The 19,528-nt window shown below is 64.9% G+C and carries 19 protein-coding genes and 1 riboswitch; of the genes, 16 read left to right on the top strand and 3 right to left on the bottom strand.

What is annotated here, in order from left to right:
* Positions 1–161 precede the first annotated feature (161 nt).
* The gene (locus tag AC1RRT_RS10035) at positions 162–695 is read left to right on the top strand and encodes a response regulator (protein ID WP_493013652.1); all 534 of its coding nucleotides are present in this window, start codon (positions 162–164) and stop codon (positions 693–695) included.
* Between the two features lie 22 nt (positions 696–717).
* Positions 718–1,206: a hypothetical protein gene (locus AC1RRT_RS10030; protein WP_493013651.1), complete on the top strand. Its 489-nt coding sequence runs from the start codon at positions 718–720 to the stop codon at positions 1,204–1,206.
* A 3-nt stretch (positions 1,207–1,209) separates the two neighbouring features.
* Here the strand turns inward: AC1RRT_RS10030 and AC1RRT_RS10025 are convergent, their stop codons facing one another.
* Both AC1RRT_RS10025 and AC1RRT_RS10020 read right to left on the bottom strand, forming a co-directional pair.
* Positions 1,210–1,977: a sulfite exporter TauE/SafE family protein gene (locus tag AC1RRT_RS10025; protein ID WP_493013650.1), complete on the bottom strand. Its 768-nt coding sequence runs from the start codon at positions 1,975–1,977 to the stop codon at positions 1,210–1,212.
* Positions 1,970–2,596 (bottom strand): HupE/UreJ family protein, encoded by a 627-nt coding sequence (locus AC1RRT_RS10020; protein WP_493013649.1) that lies wholly within the window; start codon positions 2,594–2,596, stop codon positions 1,970–1,972. Before AC1RRT_RS10020 ends, AC1RRT_RS10025 begins: the two co-directional genes overlap by 8 nt.
* 119 nt (positions 2,597–2,715) lie before the next feature.
* A riboswitch (cobalamin riboswitch) is annotated at positions 2,716–2,958 on the top strand.
* 112 nt (positions 2,959–3,070) lie between these two features.
* Between AC1RRT_RS10020 and cobW the strand changes: the two genes are divergently transcribed.
* From cobW to cobM, 10 genes are read left to right on the top strand one after another with little or no spacing between them, the layout of a single operon-like run.
* A complete protein-coding gene (cobW, locus tag AC1RRT_RS10015) occupies positions 3,071–4,123 on the top strand; it encodes a cobalamin biosynthesis protein CobW (RefSeq protein ID WP_493013648.1) in 1,053 nt (350 codons plus the stop codon).
* Positions 4,124–4,140: 17 nt separating this feature from the next.
* A complete protein-coding gene (cobN, locus tag AC1RRT_RS10010; RefSeq protein WP_493013647.1) occupies positions 4,141–7,938 on the top strand; it encodes a cobaltochelatase subunit CobN in 3,798 nt (1,265 codons plus the stop codon).
* Positions 7,935–8,564 carry a cob(I)yrinic acid a,c-diamide adenosyltransferase gene (gene cobO / locus AC1RRT_RS10005; RefSeq protein WP_493013646.1) on the top strand — a complete coding sequence of 210 codons (630 nt, stop codon included), beginning with the start codon at positions 7,935–7,937 and terminating at the stop codon, positions 8,562–8,564. Before cobN ends, cobO begins: the two co-directional genes overlap by 4 nt.
* 1 nt (position 8,565) lies before the next feature.
* Positions 8,566–8,949, top strand: a complete 384-nt coding sequence (locus tag AC1RRT_RS10000) for a RidA family protein (RefSeq protein WP_493013645.1) — start codon at positions 8,566–8,568, stop codon at positions 8,947–8,949.
* 22 nt (positions 8,950–8,971) lie between these two features.
* Complete coding sequence (locus AC1RRT_RS09995; protein WP_493013644.1) at positions 8,972–9,988, top strand: sirohydrochlorin chelatase; 1,017 nt, start codon at positions 8,972–8,974, stop codon at positions 9,986–9,988.
* On the top strand, positions 9,985–10,620 hold the full coding sequence (locus AC1RRT_RS09990) for a precorrin-8X methylmutase (protein WP_493013643.1): 636 nt from the start codon (positions 9,985–9,987) through the stop codon (positions 10,618–10,620). Before AC1RRT_RS09995 ends, AC1RRT_RS09990 begins: the two co-directional genes overlap by 4 nt.
* Before the next feature lie 4 nt (positions 10,621–10,624).
* Positions 10,625–11,827, top strand: coding sequence for a precorrin-6y C5,15-methyltransferase (decarboxylating) subunit CbiE (gene cbiE / locus AC1RRT_RS09985; protein WP_493013642.1), 1,203 nt, complete (start codon positions 10,625–10,627; stop codon positions 11,825–11,827).
* Entirely contained in the window at positions 11,824–12,546 is a 723-nt protein-coding gene (cobI, locus tag AC1RRT_RS09980) for a precorrin-2 C(20)-methyltransferase (RefSeq protein ID WP_493013641.1), read from the top strand. The genes cbiE and cobI overlap by 4 nt, the downstream gene beginning before the upstream one ends.
* Entirely contained in the window at positions 12,543–14,345 is a 1,803-nt protein-coding gene (cobJ, locus tag AC1RRT_RS09975; protein WP_493013640.1) for a precorrin-3B C(17)-methyltransferase, read from the top strand. Before cobI ends, cobJ begins: the two co-directional genes overlap by 4 nt.
* Positions 14,342–15,121 (top strand): precorrin-4 C(11)-methyltransferase, encoded by a 780-nt coding sequence (gene cobM, locus AC1RRT_RS09970; RefSeq protein WP_493013639.1) that lies wholly within the window; start codon positions 14,342–14,344, stop codon positions 15,119–15,121. Before cobJ ends, cobM begins: the two co-directional genes overlap by 4 nt.
* Here the strand turns inward: cobM and AC1RRT_RS09965 are convergent.
* The gene (locus tag AC1RRT_RS09965; protein WP_493013638.1) at positions 15,118–15,873 is read right to left on the bottom strand and encodes a cobalt-precorrin-6A reductase; all 756 of its coding nucleotides are present in this window, start codon (positions 15,871–15,873) and stop codon (positions 15,118–15,120) included. The two genes, cobM and AC1RRT_RS09965, sit on opposite strands and share 4 nt — an antisense overlap.
* 107 nt (positions 15,874–15,980) lie before the next feature.
* Between AC1RRT_RS09965 and cobA the strand changes: the two genes are divergently transcribed.
* Genes cobA through AC1RRT_RS09945 form a run of 4 tightly spaced genes read left to right on the top strand, consistent with a single transcriptional unit; the run spans position 15,981 to position 19,418 of the window.
* Positions 15,981–16,781 carry a uroporphyrinogen-III C-methyltransferase gene (cobA, locus tag AC1RRT_RS09960; protein WP_493013637.1) on the top strand — a complete coding sequence of 267 codons (801 nt, stop codon included), beginning with the start codon at positions 15,981–15,983 and terminating at the stop codon, positions 16,779–16,781.
* Positions 16,763–18,073 (top strand): cobyrinic acid a,c-diamide synthase CobB, encoded by a 1,311-nt coding sequence (locus tag AC1RRT_RS09955; RefSeq protein ID WP_493013636.1) that lies wholly within the window; start codon positions 16,763–16,765, stop codon positions 18,071–18,073. Before cobA ends, AC1RRT_RS09955 begins: the two co-directional genes overlap by 19 nt.
* The gene (locus AC1RRT_RS09950; RefSeq protein ID WP_493013635.1) at positions 18,070–18,621 is read left to right on the top strand and encodes a hypothetical protein; all 552 of its coding nucleotides are present in this window, start codon (positions 18,070–18,072) and stop codon (positions 18,619–18,621) included. Before AC1RRT_RS09955 ends, AC1RRT_RS09950 begins: the two co-directional genes overlap by 4 nt.
* On the top strand, positions 18,618–19,418 hold the full coding sequence (locus AC1RRT_RS09945) for a GAF domain-containing protein (protein ID WP_493013634.1): 801 nt from the start codon (positions 18,618–18,620) through the stop codon (positions 19,416–19,418). The genes AC1RRT_RS09950 and AC1RRT_RS09945 overlap by 4 nt, the downstream gene beginning before the upstream one ends.
* Positions 19,419–19,528: the final 110 nt, after the last annotated feature.

Raw genomic sequence — 19,528 nt, 5'->3', positions numbered from 1 at the left:
CCAGAGATCGGTTGGCGATTCTCCGATTACCAATAAATAATCCCGCGCCTGCCAAGGCCCCGTGCTACGACCCCCTAATACTCTAATACTACTGTAACGCGCTTTTGCTCGGGGTTTGTTTCTAGTACTGTTTTTGCGCGGCCCTAGGCAGGGGGATCCAAATGGTGAGCGACGACAGCATGGTTGACCATGAGCGTATCGATTTTTCGAAGATCAGTTTCCTGGTCGTCGAGCCGAACCGTTTAATGGGTCAGATGGTGCGCGATGTGCTGATGATGCTGGATGCCCAGTATATTGACCGCGCCCGCGACTTCGACACCGCCACCAATATCCTGCGGCTCGGCCGCACCGATATGATGATCACCGAATGGGCGCTCGGCCAGGAAAAGCTCGGCCGCACCGGCATGGACATCGTGCAGTGGGTGCGCAATGACGCCGGCTCGCCCAACCGCATGATGCCGATCGTGATGATGACGGCCAATTCGGAAGAAGAGTACGTCTGCCGCGCGCGCGACTGCGGCGTCTCGGAATTCGTCGCCAAGCCCTACACTGTGAACGGCTTCTACACACGCTTGGTCGCCGCCATCGCGCGGCCGCGCCAGTTCGTGCGCGTGGGCGAGTATTACGGCCCCGATCGTCGCCGTCGCAAGATCGCCGAATATGGCGGTCCCGAACGCCGCATCGACATGAACTGATCCGGACGCGGCCTTCCGAACAATGGCAAAGAAGCCGGTCTTCACGCCGCCGCAGCAGGATCTGCGTCGCAAGGCGGTCAACTTCAAGAAAGGCTTCCGCCTGAAGCTGGAGCCTGCCGAACTGCGCCGGCTGGAAGAGGTGGTGGAAAAAGCCACCGACAGCTTCAGCGTCGAGGTTGCCGACAAGCTGCGCCTACTGCGCGCCGCCCTCGAAGACGTGGCGATGAACCACGCTGTTGATCAGGCGATGCAGGCGATCCGCTCGTTATCCCTGGATATCAAGGGCATGGGCGGCATGTTCAAGTATCCGCTGCTGACGGCCTTCGCCAAGTCGTTGAACGACTTCACCAGGGATATGGGCGCGCCCAGCCCGATCCAGCTCGACATCATCGCGGCGCAGATCGATGCGCTATATGTGGTGCTGGGCCAGCAGATTCAGGGCTATGGCAGCAAGGTCGAGGCCGACCTGCTGCAGGCCCTGCGTCAGGCGATGGAAGCCCACAAGAACTGAAGATTACGCCGCGAATAGCATGCGCCACAGCGGCAGGCCGCTGAGCGCGGCAAAGGCGCAGAGCAGCAGCGCGATCATGCGGAACTGCCGTTCGCTGGAGCGCGCGAACAGTCGGCTGCCCAGTTGCAGCGGCAACAGATAGGCCGGGATCAGCGGCAGCGACATCAGCAGGCTTTCCATGGTGAACAGGCCGTTCCACCAGTAGGCCAGGCCTGAGGCCACCGCCGTGAAACCGAAGAAAACCACCAGATTGGCGCGCACCGTTGCTGCCTCGCTCTGGCCACCGAGCCAGAGCAGCACCACCGGCGGACCGGGCAAAGCCGCCGCGCCGCCACTTAATCCTGCCAGCGCGCCGGTGGCCACAGTGGCCGGCAGGCTGAGATGGCCGCGATAGCGCCAGCCGGCTGCCATCATGCCCACCGCCAGAAGAATCAGGATACAGATCGTCCAGCGCATCACATCCGCATCGGCGATCACCAGCAGCGCCACGCCAAATGGCACGGCGACTACGGCGCTCAGCCCCAGTGGCAGCACCTCGCGCCACAGACAACGGCGCAACGCATCAGGCAGCAGGGCGAGTGCGGCCAGATCATCGGCGATAAAGAGCAGGATGGCGGCGAGCTTGGGCTCATAGAGCAGCCCGGCGATCGGCATGAACATCATGGCGCCGCCAAAGCCGGAAAACCCGCGTACCAGGCCCGCCAACGCCGCCGCGCCGGCGACGGCCCAGTAGCGTGGCTCGGTCAGGAAACCAAAAAGAGGATCAGCCAATCAGGATGACGATGCCGGCCAGCGCCACGGCGGCACCGGCGGCGCGGGTCAGCGATGGCAGATTGAGCTGCTGGGCCAGGCGCGCGGCCACCAAGCCGAAGCCATGCAGCAGCGCAGTGGCCAGCAGCATACCGCCGGCATAGACCAGCGCCTGCGAGGGATCGCCCATCTCGGTGCCATGGGCATGGCCGTGGAACAGCGCGAAGAGCGCAGTGACGGCCATGGCGGCAACCAGCGGCGGACGCGCGGCAAAGGCGACGATCAGGCCGAGCAGCAGCACCGACAGCGCGATGCCAGCCTCGACGCCGGGCAGCGCCACGCCGGCAAGGCCCAGACCGAAACCGGCGGCCATCGCGGTGACAAAACTGGCCGGCAGCAGCCAGAGCGCGCGTGGCTGCTTCGCGGATTGCTGCCAGGAATACTGCACGGCCCACAGACCGACGGCCAGCATGGCCATGAGATGATCAAAGCCGCCAAAGGGATGCGCGAAGCCAGCCGCGAAACCGCTCGCCTCCGGCTCGCCGCCGGGATGGCCCGGATGGGCCAAGGCAGGAACGGCGATGCTCGCCAGAAGAAGGACCGGCAGAGCGACCTGACCGAGCTTGGACTTGAACGACATGGCGACCTCTTTATATATGCGCGCCCTCAAGATGCGCGTGCGAACCACCCATTCCTTTGTGCCCCAAGCCGGCGGCGTTTGACAAGCATGGACCCGGTTTGACAAGACAAGACACTGGGCTTACGGTCCGCCGCGATGGTTCGCCAAGCCGCCTGTGACGGGCGGTATGGCGATGAAAAGGGAACGCGGTGCCGGATTCCTGTGCAGGCTTCTGTACAACTCCGAAAACCGCGGCAGCCCCCGCTACGGTAGGCGGCGAGCGGCGCGCAACAAGCCACTGGACCATACGATAACGGTCCGGGAAGGAGCGCTGACCGCGATAACCCGCGAGCCCGGAGACCTGCCATCAGCTTCAGTCGAAGCGGACGTGTCGGACGGGGTGTGCCGACAGCCGGCCTGTGCCATTCTGTCCTCCGCGACGGGATCGGCGGAAGCTTGGTCCGCGTCGGCGTCACAGGATCAGGACGCTAGCACATGCAGACGATTTCCAAGGGCAGTACCGCCAAAATTCCCGCCACCGTAGTCACCGGCTTTCTCGGCGCCGGCAAGACCACGCTGATCCGTCATCTCATCACCAATGCCAGGGGCCGGCGCATCGCGCTGATCGTCAATGAATTCGGCGAGGTTGGGATCGACGGCGACCTGCTGAAAAGCTGCGGCGCGCCCGATTGCACCGAAGACGACATCGTCGAACTGGCCAATGGCTGCCTGTGCTGCACGGTCGCGGACGATTTTCTGCCCACGCTGCAGAAACTGCTCGACCGCCCGAATCCACCGACCCATATCGTGATCGAGACTTCCGGCCTCGCCTTGCCGAAACCCCTCGTTCAGGCCTTTGCCTGGCCCGGCATCAAGAACCGCACCACCGTCGACGGCGTGGTGACGGTGGTGGACGCCGCCGCCGTGGCCGAGGGGCGTTTTGCCGATGACGAGGAGGCGCTGGCGCAGCAGCGCGCCGCCGACCCCAACCTGGATCACGACAATCCGCTGGAAGAACTGTTCGAGGACCAGCTCGGCTGCGCCGACCTGGTGCTGCTGAACAAGACCGATCTTCTGGATGAGGGTGCACTGGAGAATGTCCGGGCCGAAATTGGCGCGCATCTGCGTAGCGGCGTGAAGACGCTCGCGATCTCCAAGGGCGAGATCGCGGCCGACATCCTGCTTGGTCTGCATGCCGCCGCCGAGGACGACATTACTACGCGCAAGTCGCATCACGACAATGAAGACGACCACGACCATGAGGATTTCTTCAGCTTCGCGCTCACCCTGCCCGAACAGGACGCCCCCGATATGCTGCTGGACCGTCTGCTGCCCGTGATCATCGAGCACGACATCCTGCGCGTGAAGGGCTTTGTCGGCATCGCCGGCAAGCCCATGCGGCTTGTGCTGCAGGGTGTCGGCACGCGGCTGTCGCATTATTACGACCGCGACTGGGTTGGCAATGAAAGCCGCGCCACGCGTCTGGTCGTCATTGGTCGTGCCGGCCTGGATGAAGCGGCCATCCGCACCGCGCTCCTCGCCGCCTGACCGGATAAAGGCACCCCTTGCATCTGCTCAATGCCATACCCGGCGGCACGACGACAGCGGATGGCGCTGTCGACCTGCGGCAGTCCCCGGGCGAGATCGTGGTGCTGAGCGCTGCCGATTCCGAACTGGCGGCGCTCAGTGCCGCCTGCGCCGGACTGAACGACGACTTCCCTGCCTTGCGTCTGGCCAACCTGCTGCAGCTGAGCCATCCCTACGCTGTCGACCTCTATGTCGAGAACGTGATCGCACAGGCCAAGCTGGTGATCGTGCGGCTGCTGGGTGGTCAGAGCTACTGGGCCTATGGCGTCGAGCGCCTGAGCGATGTCTGCCGTGCGCGCGGCATCGCGCTGGCCTTCCTGCCCGGTGATCGTCAGGCCGATCCGGGCCTCGACGGGTTCTCCACCGTCACCGACGAAACCCGCGCCGAGCTGTTCAGCTATTTCCGCGAAGGCGGCGTCGAGAATCTGGGCAACGCACTGCGCTATGCCGCCTCCATTATCGGCCGCGCTGAGGATCCGCCGCCGGCGCGGCCACTATCCGCTGCCGGTCTCTACTGGCCCGGCCTGCACAACCCCGACCTGGATTCGCTGCGCCATGTCTGGGCCGAGACGCATCGCGGCATACCCCATCCGATCTGCGCCATCGTCTTCTATCGCGCGCTGATGCAAGCCGGTGACATCGCCGCCATCAACGCACTGATCGACAGCTTAAGCCGCGAAGGCCTGCATCCGCTGCCCATCTATGTCACCAGCCTGAAGGATGGCCTGTCGGCCGACCTGGTCGGTGCGCTGCTGGATCAGGCCCTGCCCGACGTCATCCTCAACACCACCAGCTTCGCCATCGGCAATCCGAATGGCAGCAGTCCGAACGGCGGGCCGCAGAATGAAGATCCACTCGGGCAGTGCGACTGCCCGGTGCTACAGGTGGTGTTTGCTTCCGGCCCGCGCGAGGACTGGGAAGGCGGCACGCGCGGCCTGAATGCACGCGATCTTGCCATTGCCGTGGCGCTGCCCGAGATCGACGGCCGCATCATGACGCGTGCGGTTGCCTTCAAGGCTGAAGCCATTTTCGATACCCGTACCGAATGCAGCATTGTGCGCATGCAGCCGGTGCCTGAGCGCTGCCTCTATGTGGCAAAGCTGGCCTGCGCCTGGTCGCGGCTGGCACGGCTGGCCCCGGCCGAGCGCAAGGTGGCGCTGGTGCTGGCCAACTATCCAAACCGTGACGGCCGCATCGGCAATGGCGTCGGCCTCGACACGCCGCAGAGCGCAGTGGAAATATTGCGCGCCATGAAAGACGCCGGCTACGAGCTGAACGCTCTGCCGGTCAGTGGCAACCGCCTGATCGAGGCGCTGCAGGAAGGTGTCACCAACGATTTCGCCCGTGCCGCCGGGCGCCGCATCCGCGCCACCTATCCGCTGGCGCTGTATCGCCGCTTCTTCGAAACCCTGCCGGCATCCGTGCAACAGGCCGTGCTGGCACGCTGGGGCGATGCCGAGGCCGATCCTTTGCTGCATGACAGCCCTGATGGCAGCGGCTTTACCCTGCCCGTGCTGCCGCTGGGCAATGTCGCGGTGATGATCCAGCCGGCGCGCGGCTACAACATCGATCCCTCGCGCAGCTATCACGATCCCGATCTGGTGCCGCCGCACAACTACCTCGCCGCCTATGCCTGGCTGCGCGAAAGTTTCGGCGCCGATGCCGTGATCCATTGCGGCAAGCACGGCAATCTGGAATGGCTGCCCGGCAAGGCACTGGCCCTGAGCGATGGCTGCTTCCCCGAAGTGGTATTCGGGCCTTTGCCGCAGCTCTATCCTTTCATCGTCAATGACCCGGGTGAAGGGACACAGGCCAAGCGCCGCACCTCTGCGGTGATCCTGTCGCATCTGACGCCACCTCTGACGCGCGCGGAAATCTATGGCGACCTCTCGGCGCTGGAGCAGCTGATCGACGAATATTACGAGGCCGCCGGACTTGATCGTCGCCGCCTACCGCTGCTGGCCGAGCGCATCATCGACGAGGCGCGCCGGCTCGGCCTCGATGCCGACTGCGACATCCAGCCGGGCGAACCGACCGATCAGGCGCTGTTGAAACTCGACAACCATCTCTGCGACCTGAAGGAACTGCAGATTCGCGACGGCCTCCATGTCTATGGCGTGAAGCCCCAGGGCGACCAGTTGATCGACCTGCTGGTGGCGCTGGTACGGCTACCGCGCGGCAACGGTAAGGACGGCCAGGCCTCTATCCTGCGCGCCTTGAGCGCCGATCTCGGCCTCGATTTCGATCCGCTCGCCACCGATTACGTCTCCGAATGGACAGGGCCGCGCCCCGCCGTGCTGGAGGAGATCGTTTCTGACGGCTATTGGCGCAGCCATGGCGACACAATCGAACGGCTGGAGATGCTGGCTAAGCAACTGGTCGGCGACCGCCGCCTGCCGGAAGACAGCTGGACCGCGACCCAGGCCGTACTGAACGAGATCGACTATCGCCTGCGGCCAGCCGTTCTCGCCTGCGGGCGCGCCGAGATCGAGAACCTGCTGCTCGGCCTGGATGGCCGCTTCGTACCGCCGGGCCCGAGCGGCGCGCCGACGCGCGGCCGGCCTGAAGTGCTGCCCACAGGCCGCAACTTCTTCTCTCTCGATGCGCGCAGCCTGCCGACACCGACCGCCTGGACGCTGGGCTGGCAGTCGGCGGATGCGTTGCTGCAGCGTCACCGCCAGGATCACGGCGAATGGCCACGCGCCATCCTGCTCAACGCCTGGGGCACCGCCAACATGCGCACCGGCGGCGATGACATCGCGCAGGCGCTCGCCCTTATTGGAGCGCGCCCGACATGGGAAACCGCATCAGGCCGCGTCACCGGTTTCGAGATCGTGCCGCTCGACCTGCTGGATCGCCCGCGCATCGACGTGACGCTCAAGGTCAGCGGCTTTTTCCGCGATGCCTTCCCGGCGCAACTCACGCTGTTCGACGCCGCCATCCGCGCCGTGCAGATGCTGGATGAACCGCCCGAACTCAATCCGCTGGCCGCCCGCTTCCGCGACGAGGTGGAAGCCCTGATGGCGCACGGCCTGGCCGAAGATCAGGCCAAACGCCGCGCCGGCTATCGCATCTTCGGCGCCAAGCCGGGCGCCTATGGCGCCGGCCTGCAGGCCCTGATCGACCAGGGCGGCTGGAACGAGGCAGCCGATCTGGCCAAGGCCTATATCGCCTGGGGCGCCTATGCCTATGGCGGCGACGCCCAAGGGAATGAAAGCTGGGGCGTAGAGGCCAAGGACGGCTTCACCCAGCGGCTTGGCGTCATCGACACCGTGGTGCAGAACCAGGACAACCGCGAGCACGACCTGCTGGATTCCGACGACTATTACCAGTTCGAGGGCGGCGCGGTGGCCGCCGTGCAGTTCGTCTCAGGCTCTGCACCGACTGCCTATCACAACGACCACTCCCGCCCCGAGGCGCCGCGAATTCGCCGGCTGGAGGAAGAGATCGCGCGCGTGGTGCGCGGCCGCGCTGCCAACCCGAAATGGATCGACGGCGTGAAGCGCCATGGCTACAAGGGCGCCTTCGAGATTGCCGCCACCGTGGACTACCTCTTCGCCTTCGCCGCCACCACCGGGCTGGTGCGCAACCATCAATTCGATGCGCTGTACGATGCCTATCTGGCCGATCCCGACACGCGGCATTTTATCGAGATCAACAACCCGGCTGCCGCGCGCGAGATCGCCGATCGTTTTGCCGAGGCGATCCGCCGCGGGCTGTGGCGGCCACAGGCCAATTCCGCCACCGATCTGCTGGAAAGGATGCGGGCTGCATGAGCACCGATGACACCGCCATCAATGAACGCGCCAACGAGAAGGCGAAGAAACGCCAGGAGGTCAAGACGCGCGTGCTAGCCGAGAAGACCATCGAGAAGGGTCTTCTCATGGTCCATACCGGCAAGGGCAAGGGTAAGTCCACTGCCGCCTTCGGTCTGGCGATGCGCGCCATCGGCAACGGCTTCCGTGTCGGTATCGTGCAGTTCGTCAAGGGCAAGTGGCAGACCGGCGAACGCCCGGTGCTGGAAAAGTTTCCCGACCAGGTCGAGATCAAGGCGATGGGCGAGGGCTTCACCTGGGATACCCAGGACCGCGCCCGCGACATCCGCGCCGCTGAAGCCGCCTGGGCCGAGGCCAGACGCATGATCGAGGCCGCGCGCAAGACACCGCCCGACTTCGACCTGCTGGTGTTCGACGAGCTGAATATCGTGCTGCGCTACGACTATCTGGATGCGGCCGATGTCGTGCAGGTCTTGCGTGACCGACCGCCCAACCTGCATATCGTGGTGACGGGACGCAACGCCAAGCCCGAGCTGATCGAGGCCGCTGATCTTGTGACGGAAATGACCGAGATCAAGCATCCCTTCCAGGCCGGCGTGAAAGCACAAAAGGGAATCGAGTTCTAGGATGGAAAAGACGCTGATCAATCCCGCCACCATTGCGCCACCCGTGGGTAACTACGCCCATGGCGTTCTGGTCACTGGCGGCCAGCGCATTTTGTTCATCAGCGGGCAGATTCCGGCCGATGCCGACGGCACCATCCCAAAGGATTTCGAGAGCCAGGCGCGCAACTGCTGGTGCAATATCGAGAATATCCTGAAGGAGGGCGGCATGACTTTTGACAACCTGGTCAAGACCACCATCTTCCTCAGTGACCACAAGTACCTGCAGGCCAACCGTCAGGTCCGCAATGAAATGATCGGCGATCGCAAATTCGCCTCCAGCGCCATCGTGGCCTCGACGCTCCTGCCGGAATGGCTATTGGAGATCGAAGCCATCGCCATGGCCTGACCAACAGAGAAACCAGCGCCCCATGTTTTCACTTGAGAAATCCGCCTTCGAGAAAACCGCCGTTATGCTCTGCGGCCATGGCAGCCGCGACGAGCGCGCAGTAGCCGAGTTCAAGGCGCTGGCCGAGCATTTGAAGCGGCGCCTGCCGCAATACGACGTCGATTACGGCTTCCTGGAATTCGCCACACCGATCATCCGCGACGGCCTCGATGCCTTGCGCGCCAAGGGCAACACGCGGATTCTGGCGCTGCCCGGCATGCTGTTCGCGGCCGGCCACGCCAAGAACGACATTCCGAGCGTACTCAACAGGTATCAAGCTGAACATCCCGATATCACTATTAGCTATGGCCGTGACCTCGGCATCGACCTGAAGATGCTGCGCGCCGCCGGCGATCGGGTTCAGCAGGCGCTGGATGCGGCCGGCAACGATGTGGCGCGGCACGAAACCTGCCTGGTGGTGGTGGGCCGCGGCACGTCCGATCCCGACGCCAATTCCAATGTGGCCAAGGTCATGCGGCTCCTGTGGGAAGGCTTCGGTTTCGGTTGGGGCGAGACCGCCTATTCGGGCGTGACTTTCCCGCTGGTGCAGCCTTCGCTCGAGCATGTAGCCAAACTCGGCTACAAGCGCGTCATCGTCTTTCCCTATTTCCTGTTCACCGGCATCCTGGTCGAGCGCATCTACAGCGCCGTCGACGAGGCCGCCGCCCGGCATCCCGGCATCGCATTCGTCAAGGCCGGCTACCTGAACGACCATCCTTTGGTGCTTGAGGTCTTCGAGGATCGCCTTCAGGAAATCCTTGGCGGCACCAACAACATGAACTGCCAGATGTGCAAATACCGCGCCCAGGTGCTCGGCTTCGAGGATGAAGTCGGCCTGGCGCAGGAAAGCCATCACCATCATGTCGAGGGCATCGGCACGGGTCACGATCACGACCACCATCATCACGATCACAACCATGACCACGCCCACCATGATCATGGCCATCACCCCTATCCCCATGCCGACCATCCGCATGGTCCGAAGACGCTGGTAAAATGACCTACGATTATCTGCGAGATCCCGATGCGATCTACCGCCTCAGCTTCGACCTGATCCGCAAAGAGGTCGATCTGAGCCATCTGCCGGCCGGCATCGACGAGCTGGCGCTGCGGCTGATCCATGCCTCCGCCATGCCGGAGATCCTGCCCGACCTGGTCTGGACAGATGGTTTGCCGCTGGCCGTCCATGGCGCGTTGCGGTCCGGCAAACCGATCCTGAGCGATGTCGACATGGTGGCTTATGGCGTGATCCGTTCACGCCTGCCGGCCGAAAACCCTGTGCTGAGTTTCCTCAACACGCCCGAGGCGCGCGCGATCGGCCAGCAGAAGCAGATCACCCGCTCGGCCGCCGCGGTCGAACTCTGGGTGCCTCATCTGGACGGCGCCGTGGTGGTGATCGGCAACGCGCCGACCGCGCTGTTCCGCCTGCTGGAACTGCTGCAGGACCCGGCGGTGCCGCGTCCGGCCGCCATCCTGGGCTTCCCGGTCGGCTTTGTCGGCGCGGCGGAATCCAAGCAGGCCCTGATCGAAGCGTCGCCCAGGGGCGTGGCTTATGCGACACTGAAGGGACGGCGCGGCGGCAGCGCCATGGCGGCAGCCGCCATCAATGCCCTGGCCGCATGGGAGCCCTGAGAGAATGATGCAGCCGTGGCTATCGGTGGTAGGGATCGGCGAGGATGGCCTGACGGGCCTGACCCCGGCGGCCCGCACGCTGGTGGAGACGGCCGATCTGCTGATCGGCGGCGAGCGTCATCTGGCCATGGTGCCATCCCGAGACGGCCAGCAGCGCATCGCCTGGGCCTCGCCGCTGCTGGATCAGGCCGACCGCATCATGGAGCATAAAGGTCGCCGCACCTGCGTGCTAGCCAGCGGTGATCCGATGTGGTTCGGCATCGGCGCCACGCTTGCCAAACGCATCCCGGCCGGTGAGATGATCGCGATCAGTCATCCCGGCGCGTTTTCGCTGGCAGCGGCGAAGCTGCTCTGGCCGCTCGATGCAGTCCATTGCATCACGTTGCATGGCCGCCCGCTCGACCTGCTGGCCGTGCATCTGCATCCGCAGGCCCGGCTGCTGATCCTGAGTGAGAATGGCGCGATGCCGGCCAAGCTTGCTGCCTGGCTCGACAAGCGCGGCTTCGGGTCCGCCGAGATCACCGTGCTCGAACATCTCGGCGGCGAGAAGGAAAACCTGCTCACCGGCCGCGCCAAGGGCTGGCCGCATGGCGCCTGCGCCGATCTCAATACCATCGCGCTGCAGCTCCATGACGGCCCAGGCTTAAGCCGCCTCGCTGGATTGGAAGACGATCTTTACTTACATGACGGCAACATCACCAAGCGCGAGATCCGCGCCATGACACTGGCCCGCCTGTCGCCCTTCCCCGGCGACCTGCTCTGGGATGTCGGTGCCGGCTCTGGCTCGATCTCGATCGAATGGATGCGGGCCGACAGTCGCAACCGCGCCATCGCCATCGAGGACAAGGGGTCTCGCCGCAGCATGATCGCGCAGAATGCCATACAGCTCGGCGTGCCGACTCTCGACATCCGCGAAGGCCGCGCACCGGGCGTGTTCGACGGCCTGTCCGCACCCGATGCCGTCTTCATCGGCGGCGGCGTTACTGCCGAAGGTGTGATCGCGCGCTGCTGGGAGGCGCTCAAGCCCGGCGGGCGCATCGTCGCCAATGTCGTGACGCTGGAAGGCGAAGGCATTCTGGTCCAGGCGCGACAGACCTACGGTGGTGACCTCGCCCGCTTTTCCGTACAGCGCGCCGAACCCGTCGGTCGCTTCCATGGCTGGCACGCGATGATGCCGGTCACCCAGTGGAGCGCCCAGAAAGAATGAGTAACGGCACTGTCTATGGTCTCGGCATCGGCCCGGGTGACCCCGAGCTGATCACGCTGAAGGCACTGCGGCTGCTTCAGTCGGCGGATATTGTTGCCTATCCAGCACCGGAAACCGGCGACAGCCTGGCCCGCCGCATCATCGCGCCGCACCTGAAAGGCGGCCAGACCGAGCTGGCGATCCGTATGCCGCTGACCGTAGCGCGTTTCCCCGCTCAAAACGTCTACGATCAGGCCGCCAGTGATCTGGCCACGCATCTAGAGCAGGGCCGGAACATTGCCGTGCTCTGCGAAGGCGATCCCTTTCTCTATGGCTCCTTCATGTATCTATTCGGCCGACTGGCCGAACGCTTCCCCGTGGAGGTCGTGCCCGGCGTGTCGTCGCTGACCGCCTGCGCCGCAGCGCTGAAGCATCCACTGGTATCGCGCAACGACGTTCTGACGATCATTCCTGCGCCGCTAGACGATGAAGTGATTGCGCAGAAGCTGCTGCATACCGATGCCGCCGCCATTCTCAAGCTCGGCCGGCATGGCCCGCGCGTCGTGGCGCTGCTGCGGCAGCTTGGCCTGATCGATCGGGCGCACTATATCGAACGCGCCACCATGACCGAGCAACGTATCCTGCCGCTGAAAAACGTCGATCCGCAGAGCATTCCGTATTTCGCCATGATCCTGATTCACAAGAAGGGCGACCAACACTTTATGGAATTCCAGTCTTGAGCGGTAAACCCGCCATGGTGCTGCTGACGCCCAATGCCCGCGGCGTGGCGCAGGCCCTGATGACGGCCTTTCCGGCCTGGGATGTCTATGCGCCCGATGATGCGGCGCTGGTGCATGCTCTGCCTATTGGAAAACCGACCGATACCATCGCGCAGCTCTTCACGGCCGGTCGACCGGTGATCGGCATCTGCGCCGCCGGCATCCTGATTCGCGCCGTGGCCAAAACGATCGGTGACAAGCAGACCGAGCCACCGCTGATCGCGGTGGCCGCTGACGGCTCTTCCGTCGTGCCGCTGCTGGGCGGCCATCACGGCGCCAATCTTCTCTCGCGCCGCATCGCATCCGTCCTGCAGGGCATCGCCGCCATCACCACGGCTGGCGACCTCGCCTTTGGCCTCGGGCTCGATGAGCCGCCCGAAGGCTACACCCTAGCCAATCCCGATGACGCGAAAGGCCTGATGGCCAACCTGCTGCGCGGCAACGGCATCCGCATCCTCGGCGATGCGCCCTGGCTGGAAAGCAGCAGCCTGCCGATCCGCGACGATGGCAGCCTGGTGATCGAGGTCACGCACAAGGCCATTGAAGGCGGTCCCAATCACCTGATCTATCATCCGCGTACCGTGGCTATCGGTGTTGGCTGCGAACGCAATGCCAAGCCGGTCGAATTGATCCGTCTGGTGCAGTCGACACTGGATCGCGAAGGGATCGCCCGCGACAGCATCGCCGGCATCTATTCGCTGGACCTGAAAGCCGATGAACCGGCCATGCATGAACTGGCCAAATGGTTTGGCGTACCCTTCCGTGTCTTCGATGCCACCACGCTGGAGGCTGAGGCGCCGCGTCTGGCCAATCCATCCGAGACCGTCTTCGCCGAGGTCGGCGCCCATGGCGTCTCCGAAGGCGCGGCCTTGGCCGCCGCCGGGCCGGATGCAACCCTGATCGTGCCGAAGCAGAAATCCGAACGCGCCACCTGTGCCTTTGCCCTTGCCCCTGCGCCTTTCGATGGCGCCTCACGTGGTGCAATGCGCGGTGAACTGCACGTCGTGGGCACCGGGCCAGGCGATGCGCAATGGCTGACGCCGGAAGCGCGCATCGCCCTCACTGAGGCCACCGACTGGATCGGTTACGGCCTCTATCTCGATCTCTACCCGGAGCTCAGCATCGGCAAGGTGCTGCACCGCTACGAGCTGGGCGAGGAAGAGCTGCGCGTGCGTGCCGCCTTTGATCTGGCCGCGCAAGGCAAGCGTGTGGCGCTGGTCTGCTCGGGCGACCCCGGCATCTATGCCATGGCGACGCTAGTCTTTGCGTTGCTGGAAAAGGAACCCGGGCGCAAGGACTGGCAGCGGCTGGCGGTGCAGGTCGCGCCTGGCATCTCGGCACTGCAAGCTGCGGCGGCAAAATCAGGCGCGCTGCTCGGCCATGATTTCTGCACGATTTCGCTGTCCGACCTGCTGACGCCGCTGGAAGCCATCCTCCAGCGCATCAAGAGCGCGGCCGAGGCCGATTTCGTCATTGCCTTCTACAATCCGGTATCGCAACGCCGCCGCACCCAGTTGGCCATGGCGAAGGACATCCTGCTGCAGCATCGTCTGCAGGACACACCGGTGGTGCTGGCGCGCAACCTGGGGCGCGAAGGCGAGCGCATCACCTTGACGACTCTGGCTGCGCTTGATATCGAAACGGTCGACATGCTGACCGTGGTGCTGGTCGGCAGCACGGCAAGCCGCGCGATCGCGCTGCCGGACGGCCGTCGCTTCGCCTATACGCCGCGCGGCTATGAGAAGAAGTTCGAAGAATGACTGTGCACTTCATCGGCGCCGGGCCTGGCGCACCCGACCTGATCACCCTGCGTGGCGCAGCCCTGATCAAGGCCTGCAAGGTCTGCCTGTATGCCGGCTCGCTGGTGCCGCCGGAGATCGTGGCGCTGGCGCCCAAGAAGGCCCGCGTGATCGACACCGCGCCATTGAACCTGGACGAGATCATGGCCGAGATCGTCGCCGCGCATGACAAAGGCCTGGACGTGGCACGCGTGCATTCGGGTGACCCGTCCTTGTATGGCGCCATCGCGGAGCAGATCCGCCGCCTTAAACGCCTGGATATTCCCTATACCATCACGCCGGGCGTGCCGGCCTTTGCCGCCGCGGCCGCCATCCTGCAGACCGAGCTGACCCTGCCAGACGTGGCGCAGAGTGTGATCCTGACCCGCACGGCGATGAAATCCTCCGACATGCCGGCGGGCGAGACACTGGCCAATTTCGGCAGGACGAAAGCCACGCTGGCAATCCATCTGTCCATTCGCAACATGAAGCATGTGATCGAGGAACTGACCCCACATTACGGCGCCGACTGCCCCGTCGCCGTGGTGGTGCGCGCCACATGGCCGGATCAGGAGATCATCCGCGGCAGCTTGAAAGACATTGCGGCGAAGGTGCGCGCGGCCAAGATCACCCGCACGGCGCTGATTCTGGTTGGTCGCGTGTTGGATGAGCAGGCCGAGTTCAGCGACAGCGCGCTGTATGATCCCAAGCACGCACATGTGCTGCGGCCGGGCAAGAAGGCGAAGAAAAAAGCTTAAACCGCATTGATGTTGATCCAGGCCAGCGCGGCACCGACCGAGTCCAGATTCTCGCCCGGCGGCAGCGGCGGGCGCTCGATCATCAGCACCGGAATATGCAGCTCGGCGGCGGCGGCGATCTTGCCGGCCGCACCGCCGGCATTCTTGGTCACCAGCAGATCGATGCCGTGTGTCTGCAGCAGCGCTTTTTCGTCATCGGGCGTGAACGGTCCGCGCCCCAGCACCACCTGACCGGCCGGTAGCGCGACATCGGCCGGCGGCGGATCGACCATGCGCATCAGGAACCACTGATGCGTCTCGGTGAGCGGCACAAAAGGCGCCAGATCCTGGCGGCCCAGCGTGAGGAAGATGCGGCGCGCCGGATGGACGCGCAGATGCGCCACCGCCGCCGCGATATCAGGGACCATGGTCCAGCGGTCGCCGGGCGATGCTGCCCAGGGTGGTCGCACCAGCTTGGCGCGTGGCACACGCAGCACGGCGCAGGCCTCGTGAGCATGGCGCGCCATCTGGCCGGCGAAGGGATGGGTGGCATCCAGCACCAGGTCGATCTTCTCGTTCGCCAGATAATCGATCAGGCCCTGCACGCCGCCGAAGCCGCCGATACGGCAGTCGCCCGGTGGCAGTTCGGGATTCTCGGTCCGGCCGGCCAAGGAAGAGATGCAGCGGATTTTTGCATGCCCCTCCAGCTCGCGCGCCAGCCGCCGCCCTTCGGTGGTACCGCCGAGCAGCAGCAGGTTACGCCGGCGCGCCATTGGATCGTCCTGACCGGTTGTCGTATGAAATCATCGTCATTCGGCGCCAAGTATACACCGGCTGCCGCGCGGTGTACCCTGTGGCCATGCATTTGCCCGCGTTCGACATGCCCGTTTTTCCGCCCGGCCAAGTCTGGCTCGCCGGGGCCGGACCCGGCGATCCCGGGCTGCTGACGCTGCATGCGGTGAACGCGCTGAACCAGGCCGACGTGGTGGTTTATGACGCGCTGGTCGGAGAGGCCATCCTGCGTTGCGCCCGCCCCAACACCATTCTTGAATACGCGGGAAAACGTGGCGGCAAACCCTCGCTGAAACAGCGCGACATTTCCGAACGACTGGTCGAACTGGCGCATCAAGGCAAGCGCGTGCTGCGGCTGAAGGGCGGCGATCCCTTTGTTTTCGGCCGCGGCGCGGAAGAGGCGCTGTCCCTGCGCGACGCCGGCATTCCCTTCCGCATCATCCCGGGCGTTTCGGCCGGCATCGGCGGGCTCGCCTATGCCGGCATTCCGCTCACCCATCGCGACACCAACTCCTGCGTCACCTTCCTCACCGGCCATAACGCCAGCGGCGAAGTGCCGGACAGCGTCGACTGGGCCGCCATGGTGCGGGCCTCGCCGGTGCTGGTGATCTACATGGCGATGAAGCATCTGGATATCCTGGTGGCCAAGCTGCGCCATGCCGGCCTGCCCGAGGATCGCCCGGCTGCGCTGGTCAGTCACGCCACCCTGCCGCAGATGCGCATCCTCACCACCACACTTGGCCGTGTGGTGCAGGATGCAGCCGATGCGCAGTTCGAACCGCCGGCGCTGTTCGTAGTGGGCGAGGTCGTCAGCCTGCACACACTGTTCGGCCGCAGCGACCTGCAGGCCATGCTCCCCGCGGCAGACTCATGCCAGGCGGCGTCGTAATCGCCGCGCCCGCATCGGGCAGCGGCAAGACGACCGTCACGCTGGCGCTGCTGCGCCTGTTGAACCGCGAAGGCCGCGCCGTCACGGCTTTCAAGACCGGGCCGGACTATATCGACGGCGCCTTCCATCGCGCCGCCGGCGCCGGCCGCCCCTGCTACAACCTCGATCCCTACGCGATGCGGCGCGACAGCATAGCCGGCGTGATCCGAGCCGGCGCCGAAGCCACCGAGTTGGCCGTGATCGAAGGCGTGATGGGTTTGTTCGACGGCGCCGCCAATAGCGAGGGCTCGACCGCCGACCTGGCCGCGCAACTGAAGCTGCCGGTGATCCTGGTGGTGGATACGGCGCGCCAGAGCCAATCGGCCGCAGCGCTGGTGCATGGCTTCCGCAGTTTCCGCAGCGACGTCACTGTCGCCGGTGTCATTCTCAATCGCGTTGCATCGGTTCGCCACGAAACCTTGCTGCGCAACGCGCTGGCCAAGATTGGCGTGCCGGTGCTGGCCGCACTGCCGACGCAGGACAACCTCGCGCTGCCCAGCCGCCATCTCGGCCTGGTGCAGGCGGGCGAGCACAGAGACCTCGACCTGTTCCTCGACCGCGCCGCCGACTGGCTGCATCGCGATCTGGACCGCGCCGCTTTCGAGGCTGTGCTACAGCCACTGACCATCGATACCAGCGCCACGTTGCGGCCGCTGCCGCCGCTGGGCCAGCATATCGCGATTGCCCGCGACGAGGCTTTTGCCTTTGCCTATCCGCATCTGCTCCAGGGCTGGCGCGAACAGGGCGCGACGTTGAGCTTCTTCGCACCGCTGCATGATGGCGCGCCGGTGGCCGCGGCGGACGCGATCTTTCTGCCCGGCGGTTATCCTGAGCTGCATGCCGCAAAACTGGCGGCGAATGCCGGCCTGATGCAGGGCCTGCGCGCAGCGGCCGGGCGCAAGGCCGCCATCTATGGCGAATGCGGTGGCTTCATGCTGCTGGGCCAGGGTCTGACAGATGCCGCCGGCGGCAACCATGCCATGGCCGGCCTGCTGCCGGTGACCACCAGCTTCAAGATCCGCAAGCGCCAGCTCGGCTATCGCCGCATCGCCACGCTGGCCGATACCGTGCTGGGGCCGAAGGGCAGCTGCTTCCGTGGCCATGAATTCCATTATTCCGTCCAGATGGGGCCGACTGCGCCGGCCAGTGCCCTGTTCCAGGCGCAGGATGCCACCGGCGCTGATCTCGGCCCCACAGGCTGCCGTGCCGGCAGCGTATTTGGCAGTTATCTGCATCTGATCGACCGGGAGTGACCGGCAGGCTGATCGTCTTGCCCGAGCGGGCGAATGCGATAGTATTCCAGTCAGTCTCATTCTCGCCCGACCCCATGATCAACTGGATCGACATCCTTTCCCCAAAGCTACGACAGCTGCATCAGGACTGGATTCACTATCGCGGCAATTTCCTGATGCCGAGCGTGGCGCATTACAACAGCTTCGCCGCCGCCCCCACCGTGGAAGAAGCCGACCGCTTCACCGTCGCGGTGATCCTGCCGGCCGAGGGCGCGCCGGTGTTCAAGCATATCGGCCAAGCCCTGGTGAACCTGCTGCCCGACTGCCATGCCGGCATGAAGTTCACCGATCTGAAGTCGCCGGTCGTACGTGCCGCCGTGACTCAACCCTTTCATCGCATCGCCAGCAGCCGGCAACCCGAGGCACGGCGCGGTCGCCAAGACACCACCAGAGTCGGCCGCGATCATGAAATGCTGCTGCTGCCGTTCAGTGACGCCAAGCTGCGGGTCTGCATCATCCATGCGGTCTATGATATGGCCGGCATCGACTGGAAGAAGGCATTCGCATGATCGAAGCTCCAATCCCCGAGAACGACATCTATCGTCTGGCCGCACTGCATGCCCTGCCGCTGCTGGACACGCCGGCCGAACCCGACTTCGACGCCATCGTGCATCTGGGCCATTCGCTGTTCCGCACCGAAAGCTGCGTCATTACCCTGGTCGACGCCAACCGGCAGTGGTTCAAAGCCTGCATCGGCATTGATGGCGAGGAAGGCCCGCGCGCCACGTCATTCTGCGGCCATGCCATCCTGCAAAATGATGTCTTCGTCATTCCCGATGCGCGCGAGGATCCGCGCTTCCACGACAATCCAGCCGTGACCGGCGCCCCCTATGTGCGCTTTTATGCCGGCGCGCCGATCATGCTGCCCAGCGGTTACACCATTGGCACGGTCTGCATCTTCGATCCGCGCGCCCGCTACGAGTTCGGCATCGTCGAATGCGCCCGGCTGGCCAACCTGGCCAAACTGGCACTGGCCGCCATCAGCCTGCGCGCCCTGCGCGGCGAGGCCGACACAGCGCGCCGGTCGGTTGAACGCCACCAGACCGCGCTGCTGGCTACGCCGGGCCCGGTCGCACTGCTGGATCATGAGGGACGGCTGGCCTTCCACAACGATGCCTTCGCCGCACTGTGCAAAAGCTGGCCGGCCGAAGGCGACGATGCGGCCAGTGCCCTGGGGATCGCCTGGTCGCCGGCCATCATGCCGGCCGGCAGCGAGCAGATGACGCTTGTGCATCCGGCCCTGCCCGGCAGCGGCCTGGCGGTTTATCGCGATCCCGACGGCTTCATCGTCACGGCGGCGGCCTGAACGGCTGCAGCCGGCCCGCTACAAACGCTGTTGCGCCGGACTCGGCCGCTGCTACGATCCGGCGTCATGGTGCCGATTCGGTCCGTTTTAACTCTTCCTTTGCCGGTTCT

This window comes from Ferrovibrio sp. GW821-FHT12B10, from assembly GCF_058807515.1.
The sequence above is the reverse complement of the archived record's forward strand: the minus strand, read 5'-3'. Positions and strand labels throughout refer to the sequence as shown.